Origin of the sequence: Flavimobilis marinus (genome assembly GCF_900113055.1) — a bacterium.
GTDB classification, from domain to species: Bacteria; Actinomycetota; Actinomycetes; order Actinomycetales; family Cellulomonadaceae; genus Flavimobilis; species Flavimobilis marinus.
Window position 1 is genome coordinate 942,293 of sequence record NZ_FONZ01000001.1, and the last position, 25,441, is coordinate 967,733.

Below are 25,441 nucleotides of genomic sequence, written 5' to 3' on the forward strand. Positions count from 1 at the left end.
GTGGAAGACTCTCCTCGACATGTCTGCTGACCGAGCGCCGATCGCGCTGAACCTGTCCACGCCGTCCGCAGGGCGCCGTGGCAAGCCGCCGCGCCACTTCGCCGACCTCTCGGCCGAGGAGCGATCGGCTGCGGTCGTGGAGCTGGGCGAGAAGCCGTTCCGTGCGAAGCAGCTGGCCACGCACTACTTCACCCACCTCACCTCGGACCCCGAGGCGATGACCGACCTGCCGAAGGCGTCGCGCGACGCGCTCGCCGGCGCGCTCTTCCCGCCCCTGCTGCGTGCGGCCCGGGTGATGCAGGCGGACGGCGGCACGACCGTCAAGACGCTGTGGAAGCTCTTCGACGACGCCAAGGTCGAGTCCGTCCTCATGCGCTACCCGTCGCGGACCACGCTGTGCGTGTCGAGCCAGGCGGGCTGCGGCATGGCGTGCCCGTTCTGCGCGACCGGCCAGCTCGGCCTGACGCGGAACCTCTCGACCGCCGAGATCGTCGAGCAGGTGCGCGCGGCGGCCCGCTCGCTCGCGGACGGGGAGATCCCCGGCGGTCCGGCGCGGCTGAACAACCTGGTCTTCATGGGCATGGGAGAGCCGCTGGCGAACTACAAGGCCGTGATGTCGACGGTCCGCCAGCTGGTCGCGGAGGCGCCCGACGGTCTCGGGATGTCCGCCCGCAACATCACGGTGTCGACCGTGGGCCTCGTGCCCGCGATGAAGCGCCTGGCGGAGGAGGGGATCCCGGTCACGCTCGCGGTCTCGCTGCACGCGCCGGACAACGAGCTCCGCAGCGAGCTCGTGCCGATCAACACGCGCTGGTCGGTCGACGAGGTCCTCGACACGGCTCGCGCCTACTTCGACGTCACCGGACGCCGGGTGAGCATCGAGTACGCCCTGATCCGCGACATCAACGACCACGCGTGGCGCGCGGACCTGCTCGGCAAGAAGCTCGTCGCCCGCGGCCAGGGCTGGGTGCACGTCAACCCGATCCCGCTCAACCCGACGCCCGGGTCCAAGTGGACGGCGTCGGACCCGCGGGTCGAGGACGAGTTCGTGGCGCGCCTGCGCGGGCACGGCGTCCCGACGACCATCCGGGACACCCGCGGCAGCGACATCGACGGTGCGTGCGGACAGCTGGCGGCAGAGGAGAGCGCATGAGCGGCATGTTCAGCCTGGAGAACCGGTTCCGGAAGGGCTATGCCCCCGACCAGGTGGACGCCCTGTTCGCGCAGGCACGAGCCGCCTACGAGGGCGGCAGCGAGGTCGGCCTCAGCCCCAGCCAGATCCACGCCGCTGCGTTCGACCTCGAGCGCGGGGGCTATGTCGTCGCGGACGTCGACGGCGCGCTGGACCGCCTCGAGGCGGCGTTCGTCGCGAAGTCTCGCGCCGACTTCGTCGCGAGCCACGGTCAGCAGGCCTGGATGGAGCACCTGGCGGAGCGCGCCCGGACCCTCTACGGGCGCCTGAGCCGCCCGGACGGCGACCGCTTCCTCCCCGGCGAGCGTGGCGCCTACTCGTACGACGCCGACGACGTCGACGCGCTGTGCCGGCGTCTGGTCGCCTACTTCGACCGTGGCGAGCCGATCACGAGCGAGGAGGTGCGCCACGCAGCGTTCCGACGCCGCCGTGGCCGCGACGGCTATGCCCAGGCGCCGGTCGACGCGTTCCTCTCGCGTGCCGTCGAGGTCCTCCTCGGGGTCGAGTAGGTGGCGGCCCGCACGGTCGTGCTGTGCGGCTCGACTGGCTCGGTGGGGACGCAGGCCGTCGAGCTCGTCTCGCGGCACCGGGACGAGCTCGAGATCACGGCGCTGACCGCCGGCGGCGCCAATCCCGCGCTGCTCGCGGACCAGGTCCGCGCCCTGGGGGTGCGGGTCGTCGCGGTCGCTGACGAGTCCGCGCGATCGGCGCTGGTCCGGGAGCTCGGTTACCTCGCTGCCGGGATGGACGTGCTGGCGGGCCCGGACGCCTCGGCGACTGTCGCTCGGTCCGGCGCGGACGTGGTGCTGAACGCCATCACCGGCTCGATCGGGCTCGCGACCACCCTCGCGGCGCTCGAGTCCGGGTCGACGCTCGCGCTCGCCAACAAGGAGTCTCTCGTCGCAGGCGGGGCGCTCGTCCGGGCCGCGGCGCAGCGCCCGGACCAGATCGTCCCGGTCGACTCCGAGCACTCCGCGATGGCCCAGGCGTTGCGTGGTGGCCGCGCCGAGGAGGTCCGCCGGCTCGTGCTGACGGCCTCCGGTGGACCGTTCCGAGGCTGGACGCGCGAGCAGATGTCCGCGGTCACGGCCGCGCAGGCACTGGCGCACCCGACCTGGGCCATGGGCCCGGTGGTCACCGTGAACTCGGCCTCCATGATGAACAAGTCGCTCGAGCTGATCGAGGCTCACCTGCTGTTCGACGTGCCCGTCGAGGACATCACCGTCGTCGTGCACCCGCAGTCGGTCGTGCACTCGATGGTCGAGTTCCGGGACGGCTCCACGCTCGCCCAGGCCTCCCCACCCGACATGCGGCTGCCCATCGCGCTCGGGCTGAGCTGGCCGGAGCGGATGGACGACGTGATCGCCCCCTGCGACTGGACCCAGGCGACGAGCTGGACGTTCGAACCGCTCGACGACGACGTGTTTACCGCCCCGAACCTCGCGCGTCACGCCGTGCGCGCGTCGGCGACGCACCCGGCCGCGATGAACGCCGCCAACGAGGTCGCGGTGGCCGCGTTCCTCGCCGGTCGTGCGGGGTTCGGCGACATCCTCGACATCGTGCACCGCGTCGTCGACGAGCACGAGGGCACCCCTGGTTCCCAGGTCACCCTCAGCACCGTGGTGGAGACTGAGCGCTGGGCCCGTGCCCGCGCGCGGGAGCTGCTCGCGTCCTGACGCGCGTCGCGCGCCCGTAGCCTGCTGGAACGAACCGGAGACGTCGTGGGGTATCTGCTCGGAGTGGTCGTGCTGGTGGTCGGCATCCTTGCGTCGATCGCACTGCACGAGGTGGGCCACATGGTGCCCGCCAAGCGGTTCGGCGTGCGCGTGAGCCAGTACATGGTCGGTTTCGGTCCGACCCTCTGGTCGCGGACCCGTGGCGAGACCGAGTACGGCGTCAAGGCGATCCCGCTCGGCGGCTACGTGCGCCTCGTGGGCATGTACCCGCCCGCGCGCGAGGGTGCCCCGGTGCGCGCCGGCCGCCTCGCCGAGCTCGTGGAGGACGCGCGCGCGGTCTCGGCGGAGGAGATCCACCCGGGCGAGGAGCACCGAGCGTTCTACCAGCTGTCCGCGCCGCGCAAGGTCGTTGTGATGCTTGGCGGACCGTTCATGAACCTGCTCATCGCCTTCGTGCTCTTCGGGGTGCTGCTGCTCGGGTTCGGCGTCGCCACGCCGACGACGACCGTCGGTGCCGTGGTTCCGTGCGCGAGCGGCTCGACCGAGTGCGCGGCCGGGGATCCCGTGTCGCCCGCCGCAGCGGCAGGCCTGCAGCCCGGCGACACGATCGTGACGTACGGGGGCGCCGCGGTCGCGAGCTGGGACGACCTCGTCGCCGCGATCGCCGCCCAGGGCGCCGGCTCCGTCGACGTCGAGGTCGAGCGGGCGGGGGAGCGGCTGTCCCTGACGGTGGAGCCGACCCTCGTGACCCGCGAGGTGGTGGACGCTGCTGGCGTGGTCCAGACGGACGAGTCCGGCAAGCCGGTCACGACCACCGCCGCGTACCTCGGGGTGCGTCCGACCGCCGAGGACGTGCGCGGGTCCCTGGGCGACGTCCCCGCCGCGCTCGGCGAGCAGGTGAGCGCGACGGCCTCCGTCATGGTCACGCTGCCCGTGCAGGTGTGGGACGTCGCGACCGCGCTGGTGCGCGGCGAGGAGCGCGGCACCGACTCGGTCATGAGCGTCGTCGGCGTCGGGCGGGTGGCGGGGGAGATCGGAGCGGTCACCGGAGACGTGACACTCGGTGACCGGGTGGCGGGCTGGGTCTCGCTGCTGGCCGCGCTGAACATCGCCCTGTTCGTGTTCAACCTCATCCCGTTGCTGCCGCTCGACGGCGGCCACGTCGTCGGCGCCCTGTACGAGGGCGGCCGCCGGCAGATCGCGCGCTGGCGGGGACAGCCCCGGCCGGGCCCAGCGGACACAGCCCGGATGGTCCCGGTCGCGTACGGCGTCTTCCTGGTCATCGTGGGCGTGTCGCTCGTGCTCATCGTGGCCGACGTCGTGCGCCCCGTCACGCTCGGCTGACCGCCGTTCGCTCGCGACGGGTGCGCGGGGGATAATGGTCGGGTGACTTCGATCAGCCTGGGAATCCCTGCCGTCCGCGAGGAGGCGCCGCCCGTCCTCGCGCCGCGCCGCCCCACCCGCAAGATCCGCGTCGGCTCGGTCGACGTCGGTGGTGACGCGCCGGTCTCGGTGCAGTCGATGACGACGACGCCGACGACCGACATCAACGCGACCCTCCAGCAGATCGCCGAGCTCACGGCGTCCGGCTGCGACATCGTGCGGGTGGCGTGCCCCTCGCAGGACGACGCCGACGCGCTGCCGATCATCGCGAAGAAGTCGCAGATCCCCGTGATCGCCGACATCCACTTCCAGCCGAAGTACGTCTACGCCGCCATCGACGCCGGCTGCGCCGCGGTACGGGTGAACCCGGGGAACATCCGCAAGTTCGACGATCAGGTCAAGCAGATCGCCCAGGCCGCCAAGGACGCAGGCACCTCGATCCGCATCGGCGTCAACGCGGGATCGCTCGACCCGCGGCTCATGGCGAAGTACGGCAAGGCCACGCCGGAGGCGCTCGTGGAGTCCGCGGTGTGGGAGGCGTCGCTGTTCGAGGAGCACGACTTCCACGACTTCAAGATCTCGGTCAAGCACAACGACCCGGTGGTGATGGTCCGCGCCTACGAGCTGCTGTCCGAGCGGGGCGACTGGCCCCTGCATCTCGGTGTCACCGAGGCCGGACCGGCGTTCCAGGGCACCATCAAGTCCGCGACCGCTTTCGGCGCGCTCCTGAGCAAGGGCATCGGCGACACCATCCGCGTCTCGCTCTCGGCCCCGCCGGTCGAGGAGGTCAAGGTCGGTATCCAGATCCTGCAGTCCCTCAACCTGCGTCCCCGCAAGCTCGAGATCGTGTCGTGCCCGTCCTGCGGTCGCGCCCAGGTGGACGTCTACACGCTGGCCGAGCGCGTGACCGCGGGGCTCGAGGGGCTCACCGTGCCGCTGCGCGTCGCCGTCATGGGCTGCGTCGTCAACGGGCCGGGCGAGGCGCGCGAGGCCGACCTCGGCGTCGCCTCGGGCAACGGCAAGGGGCAGATCTTCGTCAAGGGCGAGGTCATCAAGACGGTGCGTGAGGACCAGATCGTGGAGACCTTGATCGAGGAGGCCATGCGCATCGCCGAGTCCATGGAGCCCGTCGAGGGCGCCACCCCGACCGTCGCGGTCAGCGGCTGACCAGGTCGGAAGCATGACGATCCTCGGCACCAGGCGGCGCGCGCGCGTGCTGCTGCACGAGGACCTCAGCGAGGCCCTGGAGGTCTGCGCGCGACAGCCGGTCGCCTCGGTGCTCGCCGCGACGCGGATCGAGGTAGCACGTCGCAGCAGCCTCGCGGCAGCGGGCGGGCAGCTGTGGGGATTCCCCGCGGCCGGTCCCTTCGAGGCTGTGTGCTGGGCGGGGGCGAACATCGTCCCGGTGCTGTCGCCGGACGCGGGTCCGGACGCGATCCCGGCGTTCGCGGAGCTGGCGCGACGGCGGGGCCGCACCGCGTCGTCGCTCGTCGGAGAGCGCGGCGCCGTGCTCGCGCTCTGGGAGCTGCTCGCGGCCGAGTGGAGCGCGCGGGAGGTGCGCGACGACCAGCCGTCCCTCGCGATCGACCGAGCCCCTGACGTCGCAGCCGATCCGCTGGTGCGACGCTCACGCCCGCAGGACCTCGGCCGGGTGCTCCCCGCGTGCGTCGCGATGTTCACCGAGGAGGTCGGGTACTCTCCGGTCGCCGGGGCCGGGGGAGCGTACGCCCAACGGGTCGCGTCGCTCATCGCCGACGGCCGGTCGTTCGTCCGGACGGCCGACCCGGAGGTGCGCTCGCCGGTCGTGTTCAAGGCCGAGATCGGGGCGCAGGCCGGGACGGTCGCTCAGGTGCAGGGGGTGTGGGTGGAGCCGTCGCGGCGCGGCCAGGGCCTCGCCGCGCCGGGGGTGGCTGCTGTCGTGGACGCCGTGCGCTCGGCACGCACGCCCGTGGTGTCCCTGTACGTCAACAGCTACAACGTCGCCGCGCTCGCGACGTACCGGCGCGTGGGCTTCGAGCAGGTCGGCACCTACGCGACCGTCCTCCTGTAGCCCCGTCGCGGCCCCGGCGTCGGGCAGGTCCCCGTGCGGTCGGTAGGCTGTGCACGTGCTGCTACGTATGTCATCTCTCTTCGTCCGGACGCTGCGTGAGGATCCCGCAGACGCCGAGGTCGCTAGCCACCGCCTGCTGGTGCGCGCGGGCTACATCCGCCGCGCCGCGCCGGGCATCTACACCTGGCTCCCGCTCGGCCTGCGCGTCCTCGGCAAGATCGAGGCCGTGGTGCGCGAGGAGATGGCCGCCGCGGGCGCGCAGGAGGTGCACTTCCCTGCGCTCCTGCCGCGCGAGCCCTACGAGGCCACCCACCGGTGGACCGAGTACGGCCCCAACCTGTTCCGGCTGCAGGACCGCAAGAAGGCCGACTACCTGCTCGCGCCCACGCACGAGGAGATGTTCACGCTCCTGGTCAAGGACCTGTACTCCTCGTACAAGGACCTCCCGGTGACGTTGTTCCAGATCCAGACCAAGTACCGCGACGAGGCCCGCCCCCGCGCGGGACTGATCCGCGGCCGCGAGTTCGTCATGAAGGACGCGTACTCGTTTGACGTCGACGACGCCGGCCTGGAGGCCGCGTACCAGGCGCAGCGGGACGCGTACGAGCGCGTGTTCACCCGGCTGGGCCTCGAGTACGTGATCGTCGCGGCGACCTCGGGCGCCATGGGCGGCTCGCGCAGCGAGGAGTTCCTCAGCCCGAGCGCGATCGGTGAGGACACGTACGTGCGTTCGGCGGGCGGCTACACGGCGAACGTCGAGGCGGTCGTGACTCCGGTACCTGCGGCCGTCGACGCGAGCGGCGTCCCCGCAGCGCACGTCGAGGACACCCCCGACACCCCGACGATCGCGACGCTCGTGGCTGCGGCCAACGAGCGGCACCCGCGCGCCGACGGTGTGGCATGGACGGCCGCCGACACGCTCAAGAACGTCGTGCTTGCCCTCAGCCACCCGGACGGCACCCGCGAGGTCGTCGTCGTCGGCCTGCCGGGCGACCGCGAGGTGGACCTCAAGCGCGCCGAGGCGTCGTTCGCACCGGCCGAGGTCGAGGCCGCGGGCGACGCGGACTTCGCGAAGCACCCGGAGCTGGTCAAGGGCTACATCGGCCCCGGAGTCGTCGGTCGGACGGACACCGGCCGCGAGGACGCGGTGAGGTACCTCCTCGACCCCCGCGTGGTGGACGGCACATGCTGGATCACCGGTGCCAACGTGTCCGGCAAGCACGTCTTCGACCTCGTGGCCGGACGCGACTTCGTCGGTGACGGCACGGTCGAGACCGCCGAGGTCCGCGCCGGGGACCCGGCACCCGACGGCTCCGGCCCGCTGGAGCTCGCCCGCGGCATCGAGATCGGCCACATCTTCCAGCTCGGCCGCAAGTATGCCGAGGCCCTGGGTCTCAAGGTGCTCGACCAGAACGGCAAGCAGGTCACCGTCACCATGGGTTCCTACGGGATCGGTGTCACCCGGGCGCTCGCCGCTCTGGCCGAGGCGCACCACGACGACTCCGGGTTGGCGTGGCCCGCGCACGTGGCGCCCGCGCACGTCCACGTGGTCGCCACCGGGAAGGACGCCGCCGTGCTCGCTGCGGCGGACGACGTCGCGACGCGGCTGTCCGAGCGTGGAGTCGAGGTGCTGTTCGACGACCGGCCCAAGGTCTCGCCCGGGGTCAAGTTCGCCGACGCAGAGCTGCTCGGTGTGCCTCTCGTCGTCGTCGTCGGGCGTGGTCTCGCGGACGGCGTCGTGGAGGTGCGGCCGCGTACCGGCGGCGAGTCCGAGCAGGTCACGGTCGCCGACGTCGTCGACACGGTCGCCGCGCGCGTCGCGCAGCTGCTCGGCAGCTGAGCCGACGCGCTGCGGTCGTCGGCCGCGCGAGCCTCAGCCGCGTTCGCGGTCGAGCTCGCGGCGGTAGCCGGCGGCTGTGGCCACCGTGCACGCCGCACCCCAGGCGAGGACGACCACCAGGCTGACCGCGATGCTCGTCTCGTCGCCCGCCCCGAAGATCTCGCGGTCGGCGGCGGGCGCCATCGACGACCATGCGAGCTGTCCGAAGTGGTAGGTGGGCAGCCACGGCGCGACCCCTTGCAGGACGGTCGGCAGCTGGCTGAGCGGGAAGAAGAACCCCGACAGGAACGACAAGGGCAGGAACACCAGGTTGACGATCGTCGAGGCCGCGCGGGGGCGGGCCCAGTAGGCGATGGCCGACCCCATGGGCGAGAAGACCAGGGTGCCGAGGAGGAGCACCGCGGTCGTCGTCGCGAGGCGGCTGGCGTCGAACCGCGCGTCACCGGCGAGCGCGGCGAGGAGGGCGATACCGCCGACGATGACCAGGGTGAACACGAGGTTGAGCGCGAGCTTGCCCGCGAAGTACACCCACATCGGCATGGGCGTGGACCGCAGGCGCCGCAGCCATCCCTGCAGTCGCTCGGCGGCGAGCTCTGCACCGAAGGAGAACAGCGCCTGGCTCACGACGCCGTAGCAGGCGAACGACACGAAGATCATGGCCACGACGGTCGTCCCACCCGGAAGCGTCTCGCCACTGTTCGGCAGGCCGAACATCGCGAACAGGATGACGGGCAGCACGACGACCCCGATGAAGTACTCCGGGACACGCGCCGTGCGTCGGATCTCGCTGACCACCTGCGCGGCGACCATCCCACTCCGGCCGCGCGTCGCGACCGCCTCGGGACTGCGGTGGGTGGTGCTCATCGGCGGTTCTCCTCAGCGACGTCCGGACCCACGGAGGTGAGCTGCACGAAGGCTTCCTCGAGGGAGGCTTCGGCGACGATCAGGTCGCGCACCTCGTAGGGCGAGGCGAACAGGGCGTGCAGGACGGGCTCGGCCGTCGCGGCCTGGATGGTGATTGGCCGAGAGCCGGGGAGCCCGTCGGCCTCGTGGACGTTGCGCACGCCCGGCAGGTCCCGGACGGAGGAGAGCGGCGCGTCCGTCGTCAGCCGGAGGGTGCGTCCGGCGACGAGCGCCTTGATCTGCTGGGGTGTGCCGTCGTGGATGACCCGGCCCCGGGCGATCACGACGATGCGCTCGGCGACGGCGTCCGCCTCTGCGAGGTTATGGGTGGAGAACAGGATCGTCTTGCCGAGGTCCGTGAGCCCGGAGACCTGCGTCCAGAACCCGCGGCGCGCGCCGACGTCGAGCGAGGCGGTGGGCTCGTCGAGGTACAGCAGGTCGGGATCACCGACGATCGCCAACCCGAACGACAGGCGTGCCCGCTGCCCGCCCGAGAGCTGCGTGACGCGCATCCGCGCCTGGGCGACGAGGTCGGCCCGCTCGAGCACGAGCGGTGTCGGCAGGCGGTAGGGGTAGTAGCTCCCGACCAGCCCGACGATCTCCGCGACCGTGAGGCTCTCGGGTGCGTCCGTGTCCTGGAGCATCGCACCCACCCGGTGCCGGACGGCCAGGGGATCGGCCCCGAACACCTCGACCACGCCCGACGTCGGCGTGCGCAGACCGAGGAGCATCTCGATCGTCGTCGTCTTGCCGGCCCCGTTGGGGCCGAGGACGGCCACGACCTCGCCCTCCTTCACCTCGAGGTCGATGCCCGCGACGGCGTCGACGGCGCCGTAGGTCTTGCGCAGCCCGCTCGTGCGTACCACCGTCTGAGGCATCGCCGCTCCCCACGTGTCGATCCTGGGCCGGTCGTCTAGTCGCGCTGCTCCGGCATCCCGGGGAAGAACAGCGGTGCAGCACCCCAGGTGCGTGCCGACAGGTAGGAGTCTGTCAGGAGATCCGCCGCAGCGACACGGTCGTCCTCCGCGACGCTGCCGAGGAGCGTGCCGTACGCGTCGGCGAGACCGAGCTCGAGCGTCCCGAGGTGAGCGGTCGCGCCCTCGCCCGACAGGACCTCCGGGGGCAGGGCGTACACGGTAGCTCGCGGGTCGCTCGTCGTCCCGGCGACGCCGGCGGCGACCGCCCACGCCTGCGCGCGGTCGCGGTGGACGTCGGCCCGTGCGCTCGCAGCGACGCGCTCGGCCTCCGACCCGACCCGGGCGGCGACGACCTCGAACGCGTACCCGGCGGCGTCCTCGAGCGCGACCAGCGGGACCAGCGTGCCCGCGGGGACGCCAGGGAGCTCGGCTGGGACGGTCGGCGTGGTGGGCAGGTCGACAGGTGTGATGGGGATCCCGGCTGCGGCGGCGATCGTCCGCGCCTGCGCGAGCTGTGCCGTGCCGATCGATGCGACCAGCCTGGCCAGTCCGGCCTCGGGCACGGTCACGAGCGACCCGCGTGACCGGGAGTACCCCTGGCTCAGCCGCTCGACGAGCTCGGCGAGGTCCTCCGTGGCAGGGTCGCCCGCCACCTCGGTCGTGGACGGCTCGGGCTCCGGCGCGCCGGGTGAGGACGTCGGCGTCGACGTCGGGGCGACCGCGACGTCCTCGCCGCCGTCAGGGTCGACCAGGCCGGAGTCGTAGACCCCACCGAGCGCCTCGAGGTGCACGGCGGCGGCGTCGACGGTGCGCGCGAGCTCAGGACCCGGTGGCTCCTCCGTCCCGGTCTCGACGAGCAGCACGCGGGCGAGCTCCGCCACGTCGAGCGCGTCGGTCACCGCTGCGCGGCGGGCGACCTCGCGCGAGTCCGGCTCCGGCTCGCTCGGCGACGGCGTCTCGAGGCGCACCGAGCACCCGGTGACGAGCGCGGTCACGAGCACGGTCGCGAGCATCGCCCGCACGCGGAGCGCCACGGTCGCAGGGGTGCGGCGGGCGGCCGTGGTCGACGGGGCGGGGCGAGGCGTCATCGGACCCGATCATGCCACGTCACACCCCCCACGAGCCGTGCCGCGCTGCTGCACGCGCCGGGGGTCGGTAGGCTGTCCTGCGCGCGCACAACCACACACCGGTCGTAACCCATGGCGGGTGAGCGCCAGGATCGACAGGAGAAGAGTCATGGCACCCAGCCCCGCGCCCACCCCGGAGGCGGTGGCGGAGCGCATCCGCCCGGCCGTCGACGGAGCCGGACTGTTCCTCGAGGACGTGAAGATCGTCGGTCCGGAGCAGCGCAGCACGGTGCGCGTCACCGTGGACCTGCCCGAGGACGAGGTCGGCGGCGTCGACCTCGACCAGGTGGCGGAGGTCTCACGAGCCATCTCCGACGCGCTCGACGCGCAGGACATGTTCCCAGGGACCTACCACCTCGAGGTCTCGAGCCCGGGCACCTCACGACCGCTCACGCAGGCCCGCCACTTCCGCCGGGCGCGCACGCGCCTGGTGACGCTCGACATGATCGCCGGTGGCACGCGGGCGGGCCGGGTCGCCGAGGTGACCGACACCGCCGTCGTCCTGTCCGACGACGCCGGTACGACCCACGAGGTGCCGCTCGCCGACATCCGTCGCGGCAAGGTCGAGGTCGAGCTCAAGCGCATGGACGAGGTGGACCTCGGGTCCGAGGACGAGGAGAGCTGACATGGACATCAACATGACCGAGCTGCGGCTGCTCGAGCGCGAGCGCGAGATCAGCCTCGACGTGCTGCTCTCCGCGATCGAGCAGGCTCTGCTCTCCGCCTACCACCGCACACCGGACGCCCAGCAGGACGCCCGCGTCGAGATCGACCGCCGCAGCGGCCACGTCACCGTCTGGGCGCGCGAGCGGATCGAGAGCCCCGAGCCCGACGACGACGGAGTCCGGGCGCCGCGCGAGCTCGGCCCGGAGTTCGACGACACCCCGGCCGGTTTCGGGCGCATCGCGACGGCGACCGCCCGGCAGGTGATCGTGCAGCGCCTGCGCGACGCCGAGGACGACCAGGTGCTGGGTGCCTTCCGTGACAAGCAGGGCATGCTGCTGTCCGGCGTGATCCAGCAGGGCCGCGACCCGCGCATGGTGCTCGTCGACGTCGGCGGCACCGAGGCGCTCCTGCCGCCCCACGAGCAGGTCCCGACCGAGACGTACGTGCACGGCGAGCGGCTGCGAGCGCTCGTGCTCGAGGTCACGCGCGGCATGAAGGGGCCGTCGGTCACCCTCAGCCGCACGCACCCCAACCTCGTGCGCCGGCTGTTCGAGATGGAGGTGCCCGAGGTCGCGGACGGCACCGTCGAGATCGTCGCCCTGGCGCGCGAGGCCGGGCACCGCACCAAGATGGCGGTGCGCGCCCGCGTCCCCGGTGTCAACGCCAAGGGCGCCTGCATCGGCCCGATGGGCGGCCGGGTGCGTGCCGTGATGGCTGAGCTCCGCGGCGAGAAGATCGACATCGTGGACTTCGACGAGGACCCCGCGACGTTCGTGGGCAACGCCCTCTCGCCGTCGCGGGTGAACTCCGTCACGGTCGTCGACGAGGTCGCCCGCGCCGCCCGCGTCGTCGTGCCGGACTTCCAGCTGTCGCTGGCGATCGGCAAGGAAGGTCAGAACGCGCGTCTGGCCGCCAAGCTCACCGGCTGGCGCATCGACATCCGGTCCGACGCCGAGGCGCCAGGAGCGGCTGACGGCGAGCCCGCCGACGCATGACGGCGCGCGTACGGCTAGACTAGGCCGAGTGCCCGTGCACATCGATCCCCTTACACCCCGGCGTGACGTCGTCGCGGCCCCTGTCGACCAGGGTCCCGTGCGCACCTGCGTCGGATGTCGAGGAACCGGTCCGCGGGCACAGCTGGTCCGCCTGGTGGCGGCCGCACCCCATCCCCCCGGCGCGTCTCGCGTCGTCGTGGACCAGGGGCGGTGCCTCCCGGGTCGCGGCGCGTGGCTCCACCAGGAGGAACGTTGCCTCGGGCTCGCCGAGCGTCGGCGAGCGGTGATCAGAGCACTACGACTGCCAGGTCCTGCGGACCTGGCCGGTGTGCACGAGTGGTTCGCCCGAGGGACGTGACCATGACGTGTGTCAGAGCATGACAGTCAACGACGAAAGCGGGCAGAAGCCGATGGGCACCCGATGAGTACCCAGCGATGAGTACCCAGCACTAACGTTGGTCCTCCCTGTCCGGGTGGGCCTGGACAGGAGAGATGTGGCAAAGGTCCGCGTGTACGAGCTCGCCAAGGAGCTCGGTGTGGAGAGCAAGACCATCATGAGCAAGCTGACCGAGCTCGGAGAGTTCGTCCGGTCAGCGTCCTCGACGATCGAACCCCCCGTCGTGCGCAAGCTGCGCGACGTCTTCCCGGCCGAACAGGCGGCAGCGCCCGAGGCCAAGAAGCCCGCGCCCAAGGCCCCGGTCGCGCCGGCTCCGGCAGCGGAGCCTGCGGCCCCCGCGCCGACCTCGACGCCGGCCGCTCCGGCCCCCGCCGAGCGCCCGGCCCCGTCGGCACCCAAGGCCCCCGTGGAGCCGGCTGCCGCAGCACCGACTCAGGAGCCGGCCGCGCCGGCTGCGCCCGCCGCTCCGGCCTCGCCGGCCAGCAGCGCGCGCCCCGGCCCCGCTGCACCCAAGGCGCCCGCGCCCAAGGCGCCCGCTCCCAAGGGACCGCGCCCGGGCAACAACCCGTTCGCTCCCAGCCAGGGCATGCCCCGTGGCGGCGGTCCGCGTCCGGGCAACAACCCGTTCGCGCCGAGCCAGGGCATGCCCCGACCCGGCTCTCGTCCCGACGCCGCGCCCGCCGCGGCGGGCGGTGAGCGCTCCGGCGGCCCCCGTCCCGGCGCTCCGCGTCCGGGCGGTCCTCGCCCGAACCCCGGCATGATGCCGGGCAAGAGCGCGGCTGCACGCCCTGCTCCGGGTGGTGGCCGTCCTGGCGCCCCTGGTGGCGACCGCAGCCGCGGTGGCTTCTCGCGTCCCGGCGCTCCCGGCGGCGCACCCGGTGGTGGCGGCGGCTTCGCCGGCCGCCCCGGCGGCGGCGGCGGTCGCGGCGGCGCAGGCCGCGGCAGCACGCAGGGAGCCTTCGGGCGTGCTGGAGGGCGCCCCGTGCGTGGACGCAAGTCCAAGCGCGCGAAGCGTCAGGAGTTCGAGCAGATGCAGGCGCCGTCGCTCGGCGGCGTGCAGGTGCCCCGCGGCGATGGTCAGACCGTCGTGCGGCTGCGCCACGGTGCGTCGCTCAACGACTTCGCCGACAAGATCGACGCGAACCCCGCCAGCCTCGTCACCGTGCTGTTCCACCTCGGTGAGATGGCCACGGCGACCCAGTCGCTGGACGAGGACACGTTCGGCACGCTCGGCTCCGAGCTCGGCTACATCATCGAGATGGTGTCGGCCGAGGAGGAGGACCGCGAGCTCCTGGGCGCGTTCGACATCGACCTCGAGGCCGAGCTGGCCGACGAGAGCGACGAGCAGCTCACCGCGCGTCCGCCGGTCGTGACCGTGATGGGCCACGTCGACCACGGAAAGACCAAGCTGCTCGACGCTATCCGATCCGCGAACGTCGTGGCCGACGAGGCCGGCGGCATCACGCAGCACATCGGTGCCTACCAGGTGCGCACCGAGCACGAGGGCGTCGACCGCGCCATGACCGTCATCGACACCCCGGGTCACGAGGCGTTCACCGCCATGCGTGCTCGTGGCGCGCAGGTCACCGACATCGCGATCCTCGTGGTCGCGGCGGACGACGGCGTGATGCCCCAGACGATCGAGGCGCTCAACCACGCGCAGTCGGCCGGCGTGCCGATCGTGGTCGCAGTCAACAAGGTGGACAAGGAGGCTGCGAACCCGGCGAAGATCCGTCAGCAGCTCACCGAGTACAACCTGGTGGCCGAGGAGTACGGCGGCGACACGATGTTCGTCGACATCTCCGCGCTCAAGCGCATGGGCATCGACCAGCTCCTCGAGGCCGTGCTCCTGACGGCGGACGCCTCGCTGGACCTGCGGGCCAACGCCGACAAGGACGCCCGCGGTGTGGCGATCGAGGCCAACCTGGACAAGGGACGCGGTGCGGTCGCGACCGTCCTCGTCCAGTCCGGCACGCTGCGCGTCGGCGACGCGATCGTCGCCGGGACGGCGTACGGCCGCGTCCGTGCGATGTTCGACGAGCACGGCGAGGCGGTCGCCGAGGCGACGCCAGCCCGTCCCGTGCTGGTGCTCGGCCTGACCTCGGTGCCACGCGCCGGTGACACGTTCATCGTGGCGCCGGACGACCGCACGGCCCGTCAGATCGCCGAGAAGCGCGAGGCGGCCGAGCGTGCTGCCCTCCTGGCCAAGCGCCGCAAGCGCATCAGCCTCGAGGACTTCACCCAGGCGCTCGAGCTGGGCAAGGTCGAGACCCTCAACCTCGTCATCAAGGGTGACGTCTCCGGTGCTGTCGAGGCTCTGGAGGACGCCCTGCTCAAGATCGACGTGGGCGACGAGGTCCAGCTGCGCGTCATCCACCGTGGTGTGGGTGCGATCACGCAGAACGACGTCAACCTGGCGACGGTTGACAACGCCATCATCATCGGGTTCAACGTCAAGACCGGCGAGCGCGTGGCCGAGCTTGCGGACCGCGAGGGCGTCGACATCAAGTTCTACTCGGTCATCTACCAGGCGATCGACGACGTCGAGGCCGCGCTCAAGGGCATGCTCAAGCCCGAGTACGTGGAGGCCCAGCTGGGCACCGCCGAGGTCCGCGAGATCTTCCGTTCCTCCAAGTTCGGAAACATCGCCGGCTGCCTCGTCCGCTCGGGCACCATCCGCCGCAACACCAAGGCGCGCGTCCTGCGTGGCGGCGTGGTCGTGGGGGACAACCTCTCGATCGAGTCGCTCAAGCGGTTCAAGGACGACGCCACCGAGGTCCGCGAGGGCTACGAGTGCGGTATCGGCCTGGGGTCGTTCAACGACCTGCGCGCCGAGGACGTCATCGAGACGTTCGAGATGCAGGAGAAGCCGCGGTCCTGACTGGCTAGTACCTCCCGAGGATCGGTCGCGGGCCTACCGCGGGCCTGGCGGCCCGTGCCAGGCCCACCACGGCCCGCGACCGATCCTCGTCCGGTTCCCCCGCTCGGCTCGCTGGGCGGGGGGAGGCCGGGACAAACTCATGACGACCTAGGAGCTGTGTTTCATGGTTGACCACCCGCGGGCACGGAAGCTTGCCGATCGGATCAAGGTCATCGTGGCCGAGATGCTGGAGACCCGGGTGAAGGACCCGCGTCTCGGGTTCGTCACGATCACCGACGTCCGGGTGACGGGCGACCTGCAGAACGCCTCGGTGTTCTACACGGTGATGGGCGACGACGAGGCACGCGCCGGCAGCGCTGCGGCGCTCGCCTCGGCGCGTGGACTCATCCGGTCCGAGGTCGGCAAGCAGACGGGCATCCGGCTGACGCCCACCGTCGACTTCTTCCTCGACGCGGTCCCGGAGACCGCGGCCCACCTCGACAAGGCGCTGCTCGAGGCCAAGCGTCGCGACGAGGAGCTCGCGGCCCTGCGAGCGAACGCGACGTTCGCCGGCGACGAGGACCCCTACCGCAAGCCCGCGCCTGAGGACGAGGCGGGTGACTGAGCGGCTCACCGCCGCCGACGGTCTCGTCGTCGTCGACAAGCCCCAGGGCATCTCCAGCCATGACGTCGTGGCTCGGGTGCGCCGTCTCGCGGCCACCCGCAAGGTGGGGCACGCGGGCACGCTCGACCCCATGGCCACCGGCGTGCTCGTGCTCGGCGTGGGCCGCGCGACCCGGCTGCTGACGTACCTCGTGGGCGCCGACAAGGAGTACCTCGCCACCATCCGCCTCGGCGTCGCGACCTCGACCGACGACGCCGACGGCGAGGCCCTGGCGACGGCGGGTGCGCGGGACGTCGCCGACGACGCCGTCGCTGCGGCCGTGCGGGCGCTCACCGGGCCGATCTCGCAGGTCCCCAGTGCCGTCTCCGCCATCAAGGTGGACGGCAAGCGCGCGTACGCCCGTGTGCGGGCGGGGGAGGACGTGGAGCTCGCGCCCCGACCGGTCACCATCCATGCGTTCGACATCGACGTCGCGCGGCGCACCGTCGTCGCCGAGGGCGCGCCCGGAGCGGGGACGGACGTCGTGGACGTGGACGTCCGCGTCGTGTGCTCCTCGGGGACGTATGTGCGCGCGCTCGCGCGGGACGTCGGCGCCGCGCTGGGCGTCGGAGGGCACCTCACCCGGCTGCGACGCACGCGGGTCGGGGCGATCGCGCACGCCGTCACGCTCGACCAGCTGACCGAGGCGACCGAGACCCACGGCCAGATGCCCGTGCTCGCCATGGCTGAGGCCGCCGCGGCCATGTTCCCGGTGCGCCGTCTCGACGCCGCAGAAGCGACCGAGCTCGGGCACGGGCGCTTCGTCCCGGCGCACGACGAGCCCGTGGGGGAGACGGTCGCGGCGGTGCACGACGACCGTCTGGTCGCCCTCGTGGAGCGGCGCCGCGATGCGCTGCGGCCCGTGGTCGTCCTCGTCCCGGCGGGTGGCTGATGGAGCTCTGGTCCGGGGCCGGTGCGGTCCCTGCGGGCGTCGGTCCGACCGTCATCACGATGGGCAACTTCGACGGCGTGCACCGCGGTCACCTCACGGTGCTGGCACGCGTGCGGCGCGCTGCCGACGCCCTCGGGGCGCGCGCCGTCGCCGTCACCTTCGACCCGCACCCCGGGCAGGTGCACCGTCCTGACGCGGCCCCCGCGCTCCTCACCGGGCTCCAGGACCGGGTCGAGCTGCTCGGTGCTGCGGGCGTCGACGCCGTGCTCGTGCTCGAGTACTCGATGGCGTTCGCGCGCCAGAGCCCGGAAGACTTCGTCCAGCGGTACCTCGTCGACCTGCTGGGTGTGGCGCACGTCGTCGTCGGCCGCGACGTGCGGTTCGGCTGGCAGAACGCCGGGACGATCGACACGATGGTCGCGCTCGGGCGGCAGCACGGCTTCGAGGTCGAGGTCGTGGACGACGTCGGCGGGCCCGACGCGGCACGGTGGTCCTCGACCCAGCTGCGGGCCCGGCTGGACGCCGGCGACGTCGCTGGCGCGGCAGCGATCCTCGGCCGGTGGCACCGCGTGCGTGGCGTCGTCGTGCACGGCGACGCCCGCGGCCGCACGATCGGCTTCCCGACGGCGAACCTCGGCGCTCCGGTCCAGGGCATGGTGCCCGCCGACGGCGTGTACGCGGGCACGCTGCGGCGTACCGACGGCGGACCGGTGTGGCCCGCGGCGGTGTCGATCGGCACAAATCCGACGTTCGACGGCGTCGAACGACGTGTCGAGGCGTATGTCCTCGACCGGACGGACCTCGACCTCTACGGTGCTGAGGTGATCGTCGAGCTCGTGCGACGCCTGCGGCCCATGACGAGGTACGACGGCGTCGAGGCGCTCGTCGAGCAGATGCATCGGGACGTCGCACAGGCCCGCCAGGTGCTCAGTTCGCTCGAGGCGCGTGACTCTTGGGCTCAAGCGCCGTAGATTATCGCCCGGATGTCCTTCGTTTGTCCGGCTGGTGACCGATATGCCAGGGGTGGACGGTGACCGTCCACCATCACCACCCCGGAGGACTCGCCCATGCGACCCGTGCTCGCCGCCCTGCTCACTGGTGCTCTCACCGTCGTCGGCCTCGCCGTCCCGGTGGTGGCGCTCCCCGTCGCCGCGGCGGAACCGGTCGAGGCGGAGTTCGCCTCCATCGCCCTCGACGGGGTCGACACGGCCGCGGCGAAGGATGCGAGCGTCGCCGAGGAGGCCGTGAACGCCGCGCCCGACGCGGCAGCCGAGTCCGCGCTGCGGGACAGCTCGGACGACCTCGTCGCCCTCAGCTCGCTGGAGAGCACCGAGCCCTTCATGGTCGCGGGTGTCACGTGGGACGGCACCGCCGAAGACGTCACCGAGGTCGCCGTTCGCGTGCGTGAGCAGGGCGAGTGGACGGACTGGACCGAGCTCGAGGTCGAGAACACGGGCGTGGAGGGCGAGCGTGCGGGTACGTCGCCCGTGCTGAGCGCCGGTGCCGACGGCATCCAGGCTCGGGTCCGCACCCACAGCGGGCGCGCCCCGGCGGGCCTGCAGATCGACCTGGTGGACCCGGGCTCCTCCCGCGCTGACGGGGCACGGGCCGGCGGCCCGGCCGCCACGGCGAACGCCGCGACGGGCTACGAGATCGCACCGCAGGTCGTCACGCGCGCCCAGTGGGGCGCGGACGAGTCCAAGGCCGGGTCGTGGCCGCAGCTCTCCGCCGGGCTGTCGGCCATGTACGTGCACCACACCGCCGGGACGAACAGCTACACGGAGGCACAGGCCGCCGCGCTCGTGCGAGGGATCTACGGCTTCCACACGGGCAGCCGCGGCTGGCCGGACATCGGCTACCAGTTCCTCGTGGACAAGTACGGCAACATCTACCAGGGCCGCCAGGAGGCGATCCACGACCTCCCGATCGGCGCCCAGGCGGGCGGGTACAACACCTCGACCATCGGGATCTCGGCTCTCGGCAACTACGAGACCGCGGAGCCCACGGCCGCGCTGCAGAGCGCGCTGGTCAAGGTCCTGGGCTGGAAGGCCTACCAGTACGGGCTCAACGCCACGGGTACCACCCGGCTCTACACGGGCTCGAGCACCGGCAGCACCGTGCGGGCCAAGGCGGGTTCCACGATCACGGTCCCGGTCATCCTCGGCCACCGCGACACCAACTACACCGCGTGCCCGGGCAAGAACCTCTACGCGAAGATGCCCAGCATCCGCCAGCGCGTGGCTGAGCGCGTCTCGCGCGCGAAGGCTACCCACGGATCGTCCGTCGCCCCGGGCGTCGGCTCGCCGTCGGTCGTCCAGCCCGGTGCCGACCAGGCGCCGGTCCAGACCGCGACGAGCTCGACCTACCGCTGGTCGGCCGTCCCGGGCGCCGCCCGCTACGAGATCCTCACGCGCTCCGGCTCGCACGGGTACGCGATGGACGACTCCCGCTCCTGGATCCGCTACGGCACCGTCTCCGGCACGCAGGCGACCATCTCGATCAGCCCGGGGCAGACGCGGCTGGTCATGGTGCGCGCCATCGATGGCTCTGGGCGACGCAGTGCCGCGGTGCGTGTCACGCAGTCCACGGCGCCGGTGTCGGCGTCGGCTCTCGCGTGGTCGAGCGGTTGGACCAAGGAGTCCGGCGCCGGACACACGATCGGGGCGCTGCGCTCGACGGCGACCGCGGGGCGCACGCTCCGCGTCGACAACGTCAAGGACGCCGCCGAGGTGCGGATCTACGGCGAGGCCGGGCCAGGCTACGGCGCCACGCAGGTGCTGCTGGGTGACCGGGTCATCGGCGAGGTGCGGTGGGACGCGGCAACCGTCGACCCGCGCGCGGTCCGTGCCCTGCGCCTGCCCGGTCCGGTCTCGGGCAAGGTCCGCCTCCGGACGACGAGCGCCGCACGCGTGGCGATCAGCACCCTGGCGTTCCCACGCGAGTCGGCCCCGGCCTCACCGACTCCGAGCCCCTCCGCCCCCGTCGCGCTCGGCCGGCCGGTGCTGGACAAGAGCAGCACGTACGACTTCCCGGGCCGGCTCTCGCAGTCGATCACGTTCCGCTGGAAGCCGGTTGCGGGGGCGAGCTCGTACCGGCTCGAGGTGCGCAAGGCGAAGCACGGCAAGGGCTTCGGTCGCACCATCCAGGCCGGATCGACGACCGGGACGTCGATCTCGAAGAAGATCAAGGCGGGCGAGACCTGGTACGTCAAGGTGCGCGCGGTCGCGGCCGACGGCACGGTCTCCGCCGCCTCCGCGTACCCGAAGGTGACCCGGCCCGTCGGCCGGTCCACGCTGAAGCGGACGTCGGGCACCAAGGCGTGGAGCAAGTCCCGGCACACCGGCTACTACGGGAACTTCGCGTGGTCGACCACGAACAAGGGCGCCAAGCTGTCCGTCGACGGCGCGTCCGACGTCCGGACCGTGCAGGTCGTCGCGGCGCGCGGCAAGGGATACGGCCGCATGGCCGTGTACGTCGGTGGCAAGCGGGTCGGCACCATCAACACCGCCGCGACGCGACTCGACCGGACGCACCGCTACACCGTCAAGGTGGGCGGCAAGCGCTCGGGTCGGGTGACGCTCAAGGCGCTCGACCAGGGCAAGCCGGTGCGGGTCAGCGTGATCGTCGCCGCACGCTGACGGACCGTCGCCGCCACCCGCACCTGATAGCATCAGATCGCCGTCAGAACGGCCGCGGACAGACAGAGCCCGGGTGGACATGCCCCAGGGCGCCGCGCAACGAGTGAAACAAGGAGAGCCGTGCCCCTCGACACTGCCACCAAGCAGCGCATCATGACCGAGTACGCCACCACTGAGGGTGACACCGGTTCGCCCGAGGTCCAGATCGCGCTGCTGTCGCAGCGCATCAAGGACCTCACCGAGCACCTGAAGGAGCACAAGCACGACCACCACAGCCGTCGTGGTCTGCTGCTCCTCGTCGGCCAGCGCCGTCGTCTCCTCGGGTACCTGCAGAAGGTTGACATCAACCGCTACCGCAGCCTGATTGAGCGCCTCGGACTGCGCCGCTGATCTGACTCTTCCCAGCCCGGGCCCTGATGGGTCCGGGCTGGTGCAGTGTCAGCCACCATGCGCCGGCGGGACGCCGGCAGCAGCACGACACCTGCATCTCCGCAGGACAACACAACACGAGTTCCGCGCACCGAGCCTCGTCCGGTCCTCGGTAGTGGTCCCCGACATCGCCGCTGAAGACAGCGCGCTGCGGGTGCCTCGATCGAAGACCGTCGGGTGGGTGCGCGGCTACCGAGAGGAAGGTACCCATGGAGGGTCCCGAGATCATGTTCTCCGAGGCGACGATCGACAACGGTCGCTTCGGCACCCGCACCGTCCGCTTCGAGACCGGACGCCTGGCCAAGCAGGCCGCCGGCGCAGTCGCCGCCTACCTGGACGGCGACACGATGCTGCTGTCGGCCACGACGGCCGGCAAGTACCCGAAGGACCACTTCGACTTCTTCCCCCTGACCGTCGACGTCGAGGAGCGCCAGTACGCCGCGGGCAAGATCCCCGGCTCGTTCTTCCGTCGTGAGGGCCGTCCGTCGACCGAGGCGATCCTCGCGTGCCGCCTGATCGACCGCCCGCTGCGTCCGCTGTTCGTCAAGGGCCTGCGCAACGAGGTCCAGGTCGTCGTGACCGTCCTCGCCATTCACCCGGACGACGCGTACGACACGCTGGCCATCAACGCCGCGTCGCTGTCCACGCAGATCTCCGGCCTTCCGTTCTCCGGCCCCGTCGCCGGTGTGCGCATCGCGCTCATCGACGGCCAGTGGGTCGCTTTCCCGCGCTACTCCGACAAGGAGAAGGCCGTCTTCGACATGGTCGTCGCCGGTCGTGTGGTGGGCGACGACGTCGCGATCACCATGGTCGAGGCCGAGGCGACCGAGGGTTCCTGGAACCTGATCAAGAACGAGGGCGCCGTCGCCCCGACCGAGGCCGTCGTGGCCGAGGGCCTGGAGGCTGCCAAGCCGTTCATCCGCGCCCTGTGCGAGGCGCAGTCTGACCTCGCGGCGCAGGCCGCCAAGCCCGTCCAGGACTTCCCGGTCTTCCCGGACTACCAGCCGGACGCCTACGAGGCCGTCGAGGGTCAGATCACCGACGCGCTCGCGCAGGCGCTGACCATCGCGGACAAGCAGGACCGCGAGAACCGCCTGGACGAGATCAAGGCTGAGGCGGTCGCCGCTCTCGGCGCTCGCTTCGAGGGCCGCGAGAAGGAGCTGTCCGCCGCTGTCCGCGCGCTGACGAAGAAGCACATCCGTGGTCGCATCCTCGCCGACGGCTTCCGCATCGACGGTCGTGGGCTGCGGGACATCCGCACGCTGTCGGCCGAGGTCGAGGTCCTGCCCCGCGTGCACGGCTCCGCGATCTTCGAGCGCGGCGAGACGCAGATCCTCGGCGTCACGACGCTGAACATGCTCCGGATGGAGCAGCAGCTCGACACGCTCTCCCCGGAGACGCGCAAGCGCTACATGCACAACTACAACTTCCCGCCCTACTCGACCGGTGAGACCGGCCGAGTGGGCAGCCCCAAGCGTCGCGAGATCGGCCACGGAGCGCTCGCCGAGCGTGCGCTCATGCCGGTGCTGCCGTCGCGCGAGGAGTTCCCCTACGCGATCCGTCAGGTCTCCGAGGCGCTCAGCTCGAACGGCTCGACGTCCATGGGCTCGGTGTGCGCCTCGACCCTGTCGCTGCTCAACGCCGGCGTGCCGCTGCGCGCGGCCGTCGCGGGCATCGCGATGGGCCTCGTGTCCGACCAGGTGAACGGCGAGACGCGCTACGCGGCCCTCACCGACATCCTGGGCGCCGAGGACGCGTTCGGTGACATGGACTTCAAGGTCGCCGGCACCCGGGAGTTCGTCACGGCGATCCAGCTGGACACGAAGCTCGACGGCATCCCCGCCGACGTCCTCGCTGGCGCGCTCACGCAGGCCCGCGAGGCCCGCCTGGCGATCCTCGACGTCATCAACGAAGCGATCGACACCCCGGACGAGATGTCCCCGAACGCCCCGCGCGTCATCGCGGTCCAGGTGCCCGTCGACAAGATCGGCGAGGTCATCGGCCCGAAGGGCAAGATGATCAACCAGATCCAGGCCGAGACCGGTGCCGACATCTCGATCGAGGACGACGGCACCGTGTACATCGGCGCCACCGACGGTCCGTCGGCCGAGGCCGCGCGCGCGGCGATCAACGCGATCGCCAACCCGCACGTGCCGGAGATCGGCGAGCGCTTCGTGGGTACGGTCGTCAAGACCACGTCGTTCGGCGCCTTCGTGTCGCTCTCCCCGGGCAAGGACGGTCTGCTGCACATCAGCCAGATCCGCAAGCTCGTGGGTGGCAAGCGCGTCGACACGGTCGAGGAGGTCCTCTCGGTCGGACAGCGCGTCGAGGTCGAGATCGGTGAGATCGACCCTCGTGGCAAGCTCTCGCTGCACGCCGTCGTGGCGGAGGAGAAGAACGACGACGCGCAGGCCGACGCCTGACGTGCCGTGGAACCTACCGCTCATCGCGTCGGGGGAACCCGGCAGTGAGCTGACCGCCGGGCAGGAGGGCGCCGTCATCCGGCGCTCCGTCCTGCCCGGCGGGGTCCGGGTCCTCACGGAGTCCATGCCCGGACTTCGCTCGACCACCGTCGGTGCCTGGGTGGGTGTCGGCTCGCGCGACGAGACCGACGGTCACCACGGCGCGACGCACTTCCTCGAGCACCTGCTGTTCAAGGGCACCGCCCGGCGTTCCGCGATGGACATCGCGGAGGCGTTCGACGAGGTCGGCGGCGAGGCGAACGCCGCCACCGGCAAGGAGCACACGTGCTACTACGCGCGGGTGCTCGACACCGACCTGCCGATGGCCGTGGACGTCATCAGCGACATGGTGACGTCGGCGAGCATCGACGCGGACGAGCTCGAGACCGAGCGTGGCGTGATCCTCGAGGAGATCGCCATGAACGACGACGACCCCTCGGACGTGGCGCACGAGGAGTTCGCCCAGGCCGTGCTCGGCGACCACCCGCTGGGGCGGCCGATCGGCGGCACGCCCGCCTCCATCCAGGCTGTCCCGCGGGACGCGGTCTGGGAGCACTACCAGTGGCACTACCGGCCTGAGACCCTCGTGGTCGCGGCCGCGGGCGGGGTGGACCACGACGCGCTGTGCACCCAGGTCGTCGACGCGCTCGGCGCGGGCGGCTGGGAGCTGGACCCGTCGGCGCCCCCTCGCGCGCGCCGGGACGGTGCCGACGCCGTCGGCGTGGGTGCCCACGGCGCCGTCGAGCTCGAGGTGCACCGCCCCGTCGAGCAGGCGAACGTCATCCTGGGTTCGGTGGGCATCAGCGCTTCCGATGACCGGCGGTTCACGCTCTCGGTGCTCAACGCGGCGCTGGGTGGGGGCATGTCCTCCCGGTTGTTCCAGGAGATCCGCGAGAAGCGAGGCCTGGCGTACTCGACGTACTCGTTCGCCTCCGGGCACGCGGGCACCGGGGTGTTCGGCCTCTACGCCGGCTGCACGCCGGGCAAGGTCGACGAGGTCACCGCGCTGCTCGGGAGCGAGCTCGACCGGCTCGCGGACGGCGGGATCACGCAGGCGGAGCTGACGCGCAGCGTCGGCCAGCTGTGCGGCGGCATGGTGCTCGGGCTGGAGGACACCGGGTCGCGGATGAGTCGGCTCGGCAAGTCCGAGCTCGTCTCCGGCGAGCTCCTGTCCATCGCCGAGTCGCTCGACCGCATCCGGTCGGTCACGCTCGAGGACGTGCAGACCCTGGCGAGCGAGCTAGCCGGTCGTCCTCGCACGGTCGTGCGTGTCGGGCCCTTCGCGGCCTGACCTTGAGGTGCCCGACGGCCCGTTCCCTCCAGGGGGCGGGCCGTCGTCGTCCGCGCGGG

General features: G+C 72.0%; 21 protein-coding genes. 18 read left to right on the forward strand and 3 right to left on the reverse strand.

Translation table 11 applies throughout. The annotated features are described in order from the left end of the window. Positions 1-19: 19 nt before the first annotated feature. Genes rlmN through BMZ30_RS04395 form a run of 7 tightly spaced genes read left to right on the forward strand, consistent with a single transcriptional unit; the run spans position 20 to position 8,141 of the window. Complete coding sequence (gene rlmN, locus BMZ30_RS04365; protein ID WP_093375356.1) at positions 20-1,153, forward strand: dual-specificity RNA methyltransferase RlmN; 1,134 nt, start codon at positions 20-22, stop codon at positions 1,151-1,153. Continuing rightward, entirely contained in the window at positions 1,150-1,701 is a 552-nt protein-coding gene (locus tag BMZ30_RS04370; RefSeq protein WP_093375358.1) for a DivIVA domain-containing protein, read from the forward strand. Before rlmN ends, BMZ30_RS04370 begins: the two co-directional genes overlap by 4 nt. Continuing rightward, the gene (dxr, locus tag BMZ30_RS04375; protein WP_093375360.1) at positions 1,702-2,868 is read left to right on the forward strand and encodes a 1-deoxy-D-xylulose-5-phosphate reductoisomerase; all 1,167 of its coding nucleotides are present in this window, start codon (positions 1,702-1,704) and stop codon (positions 2,866-2,868) included. It abuts the gene before it with no gap. Between the two features lie 45 nt (positions 2,869-2,913). Next, positions 2,914-4,212, forward strand: a complete 1,299-nt coding sequence (locus BMZ30_RS04380; protein WP_093375362.1) for a M50 family metallopeptidase — start codon at positions 2,914-2,916, stop codon at positions 4,210-4,212. 42 nt (positions 4,213-4,254) lie between these two features. Next, positions 4,255-5,418 carry a flavodoxin-dependent (E)-4-hydroxy-3-methylbut-2-enyl-diphosphate synthase gene (gene ispG, locus BMZ30_RS04385; RefSeq protein ID WP_093375364.1) on the forward strand — a complete coding sequence of 388 codons (1,164 nt, stop codon included), beginning with the start codon at positions 4,255-4,257 and terminating at the stop codon, positions 5,416-5,418. Positions 5,419-5,431: 13 nt separating this feature from the next. Beyond that, the gene (locus BMZ30_RS04390; protein WP_093375365.1) at positions 5,432-6,301 is read left to right on the forward strand and encodes a GNAT family N-acetyltransferase; all 870 of its coding nucleotides are present in this window, start codon (positions 5,432-5,434) and stop codon (positions 6,299-6,301) included. Between the two features lie 55 nt (positions 6,302-6,356). After that, on the forward strand, positions 6,357-8,141 hold the full coding sequence (locus BMZ30_RS04395) for a proline--tRNA ligase (RefSeq protein ID WP_093375781.1): 1,785 nt from the start codon (positions 6,357-6,359) through the stop codon (positions 8,139-8,141). 33 nt (positions 8,142-8,174) lie between these two features. On the opposite strand, the gene BMZ30_RS04400 is transcribed toward BMZ30_RS04395, so the two are convergent. From BMZ30_RS04400 to BMZ30_RS04410, 3 genes are read right to left on the reverse strand one after another with little or no spacing between them, the layout of a single operon-like run. Next, positions 8,175-9,005: an ABC transporter permease gene (locus BMZ30_RS04400; protein ID WP_093375367.1), complete on the reverse strand. Its 831-nt coding sequence runs from the start codon at positions 9,003-9,005 to the stop codon at positions 8,175-8,177. Further along, on the reverse strand, positions 9,002-9,922 hold the full coding sequence (locus BMZ30_RS04405; protein WP_093375369.1) for an ABC transporter ATP-binding protein: 921 nt from the start codon (positions 9,920-9,922) through the stop codon (positions 9,002-9,004). Before BMZ30_RS04405 ends, BMZ30_RS04400 begins: the two co-directional genes overlap by 4 nt. 35 nt (positions 9,923-9,957) lie before the next feature. Continuing rightward, on the reverse strand, positions 9,958-11,049 hold the full coding sequence (locus tag BMZ30_RS04410; RefSeq protein WP_093375371.1) for a DUF4439 domain-containing protein: 1,092 nt from the start codon (positions 11,047-11,049) through the stop codon (positions 9,958-9,960). 148 nt (positions 11,050-11,197) lie between these two features. Between BMZ30_RS04410 and BMZ30_RS04415 the strand changes: the two genes are divergently transcribed. The 11 genes from BMZ30_RS04415 to BMZ30_RS04465 all read left to right on the forward strand — a co-directional run bounded on the left by BMZ30_RS04415 (position 11,198) and on the right by BMZ30_RS04465 (position 25,382). Next, a complete protein-coding gene (locus BMZ30_RS04415) occupies positions 11,198-11,713 on the forward strand; it encodes a ribosome maturation factor RimP (protein WP_093375373.1) in 516 nt (171 codons plus the stop codon). Position 11,714: 1 nt separating this feature from the next. Further along, positions 11,715-12,749 carry a transcription termination factor NusA gene (gene nusA / locus BMZ30_RS04420; protein ID WP_093375374.1) on the forward strand — a complete coding sequence of 345 codons (1,035 nt, stop codon included), beginning with the start codon at positions 11,715-11,717 and terminating at the stop codon, positions 12,747-12,749. Positions 12,750-12,846: 97 nt separating this feature from the next. Next, on the forward strand, positions 12,847-13,107 hold the full coding sequence (locus BMZ30_RS13895) for a YlxR family protein (protein WP_268248144.1): 261 nt from the start codon (positions 12,847-12,849) through the stop codon (positions 13,105-13,107). A gap of 136 nt (positions 13,108-13,243) precedes the next feature. Then, the gene (gene infB, locus BMZ30_RS04430) at positions 13,244-16,027 is read left to right on the forward strand and encodes a translation initiation factor IF-2 (protein WP_093375378.1); all 2,784 of its coding nucleotides are present in this window, start codon (positions 13,244-13,246) and stop codon (positions 16,025-16,027) included. A 163-nt stretch (positions 16,028-16,190) separates the two neighbouring features. Next, complete coding sequence (gene rbfA / locus BMZ30_RS04435) at positions 16,191-16,631, forward strand: 30S ribosome-binding factor RbfA (protein ID WP_093375379.1); 441 nt, start codon at positions 16,191-16,193, stop codon at positions 16,629-16,631. Then, the gene (truB, locus tag BMZ30_RS04440; protein WP_093375381.1) at positions 16,624-17,562 is read left to right on the forward strand and encodes a tRNA pseudouridine(55) synthase TruB; all 939 of its coding nucleotides are present in this window, start codon (positions 16,624-16,626) and stop codon (positions 17,560-17,562) included. The genes rbfA and truB overlap by 8 nt, the downstream gene beginning before the upstream one ends. Then, entirely contained in the window at positions 17,562-18,533 is a 972-nt protein-coding gene (locus tag BMZ30_RS04445) for a bifunctional riboflavin kinase/FAD synthetase (protein WP_093375382.1), read from the forward strand. The genes truB and BMZ30_RS04445 overlap by 1 nt, the downstream gene beginning before the upstream one ends. A 96-nt stretch (positions 18,534-18,629) precedes the next feature. After that, on the forward strand, positions 18,630-21,200 hold the full coding sequence (locus BMZ30_RS04450; protein WP_093375384.1) for a peptidoglycan recognition protein family protein: 2,571 nt from the start codon (positions 18,630-18,632) through the stop codon (positions 21,198-21,200). Between the two features lie 120 nt (positions 21,201-21,320). Further along, the gene (gene rpsO / locus BMZ30_RS04455; RefSeq protein WP_093375386.1) at positions 21,321-21,590 is read left to right on the forward strand and encodes a 30S ribosomal protein S15; all 270 of its coding nucleotides are present in this window, start codon (positions 21,321-21,323) and stop codon (positions 21,588-21,590) included. Between the two features lie 248 nt (positions 21,591-21,838). Further along, on the forward strand, positions 21,839-24,052 hold the full coding sequence (locus BMZ30_RS04460) for a polyribonucleotide nucleotidyltransferase (protein WP_093375388.1): 2,214 nt from the start codon (positions 21,839-21,841) through the stop codon (positions 24,050-24,052). 1 nt (position 24,053) lies between these two features. After that, positions 24,054-25,382, forward strand: coding sequence for a M16 family metallopeptidase (locus BMZ30_RS04465; protein ID WP_093375390.1), 1,329 nt, complete (start codon positions 24,054-24,056; stop codon positions 25,380-25,382). The last annotated feature ends 59 nt before the right edge of the window (positions 25,383-25,441 follow it).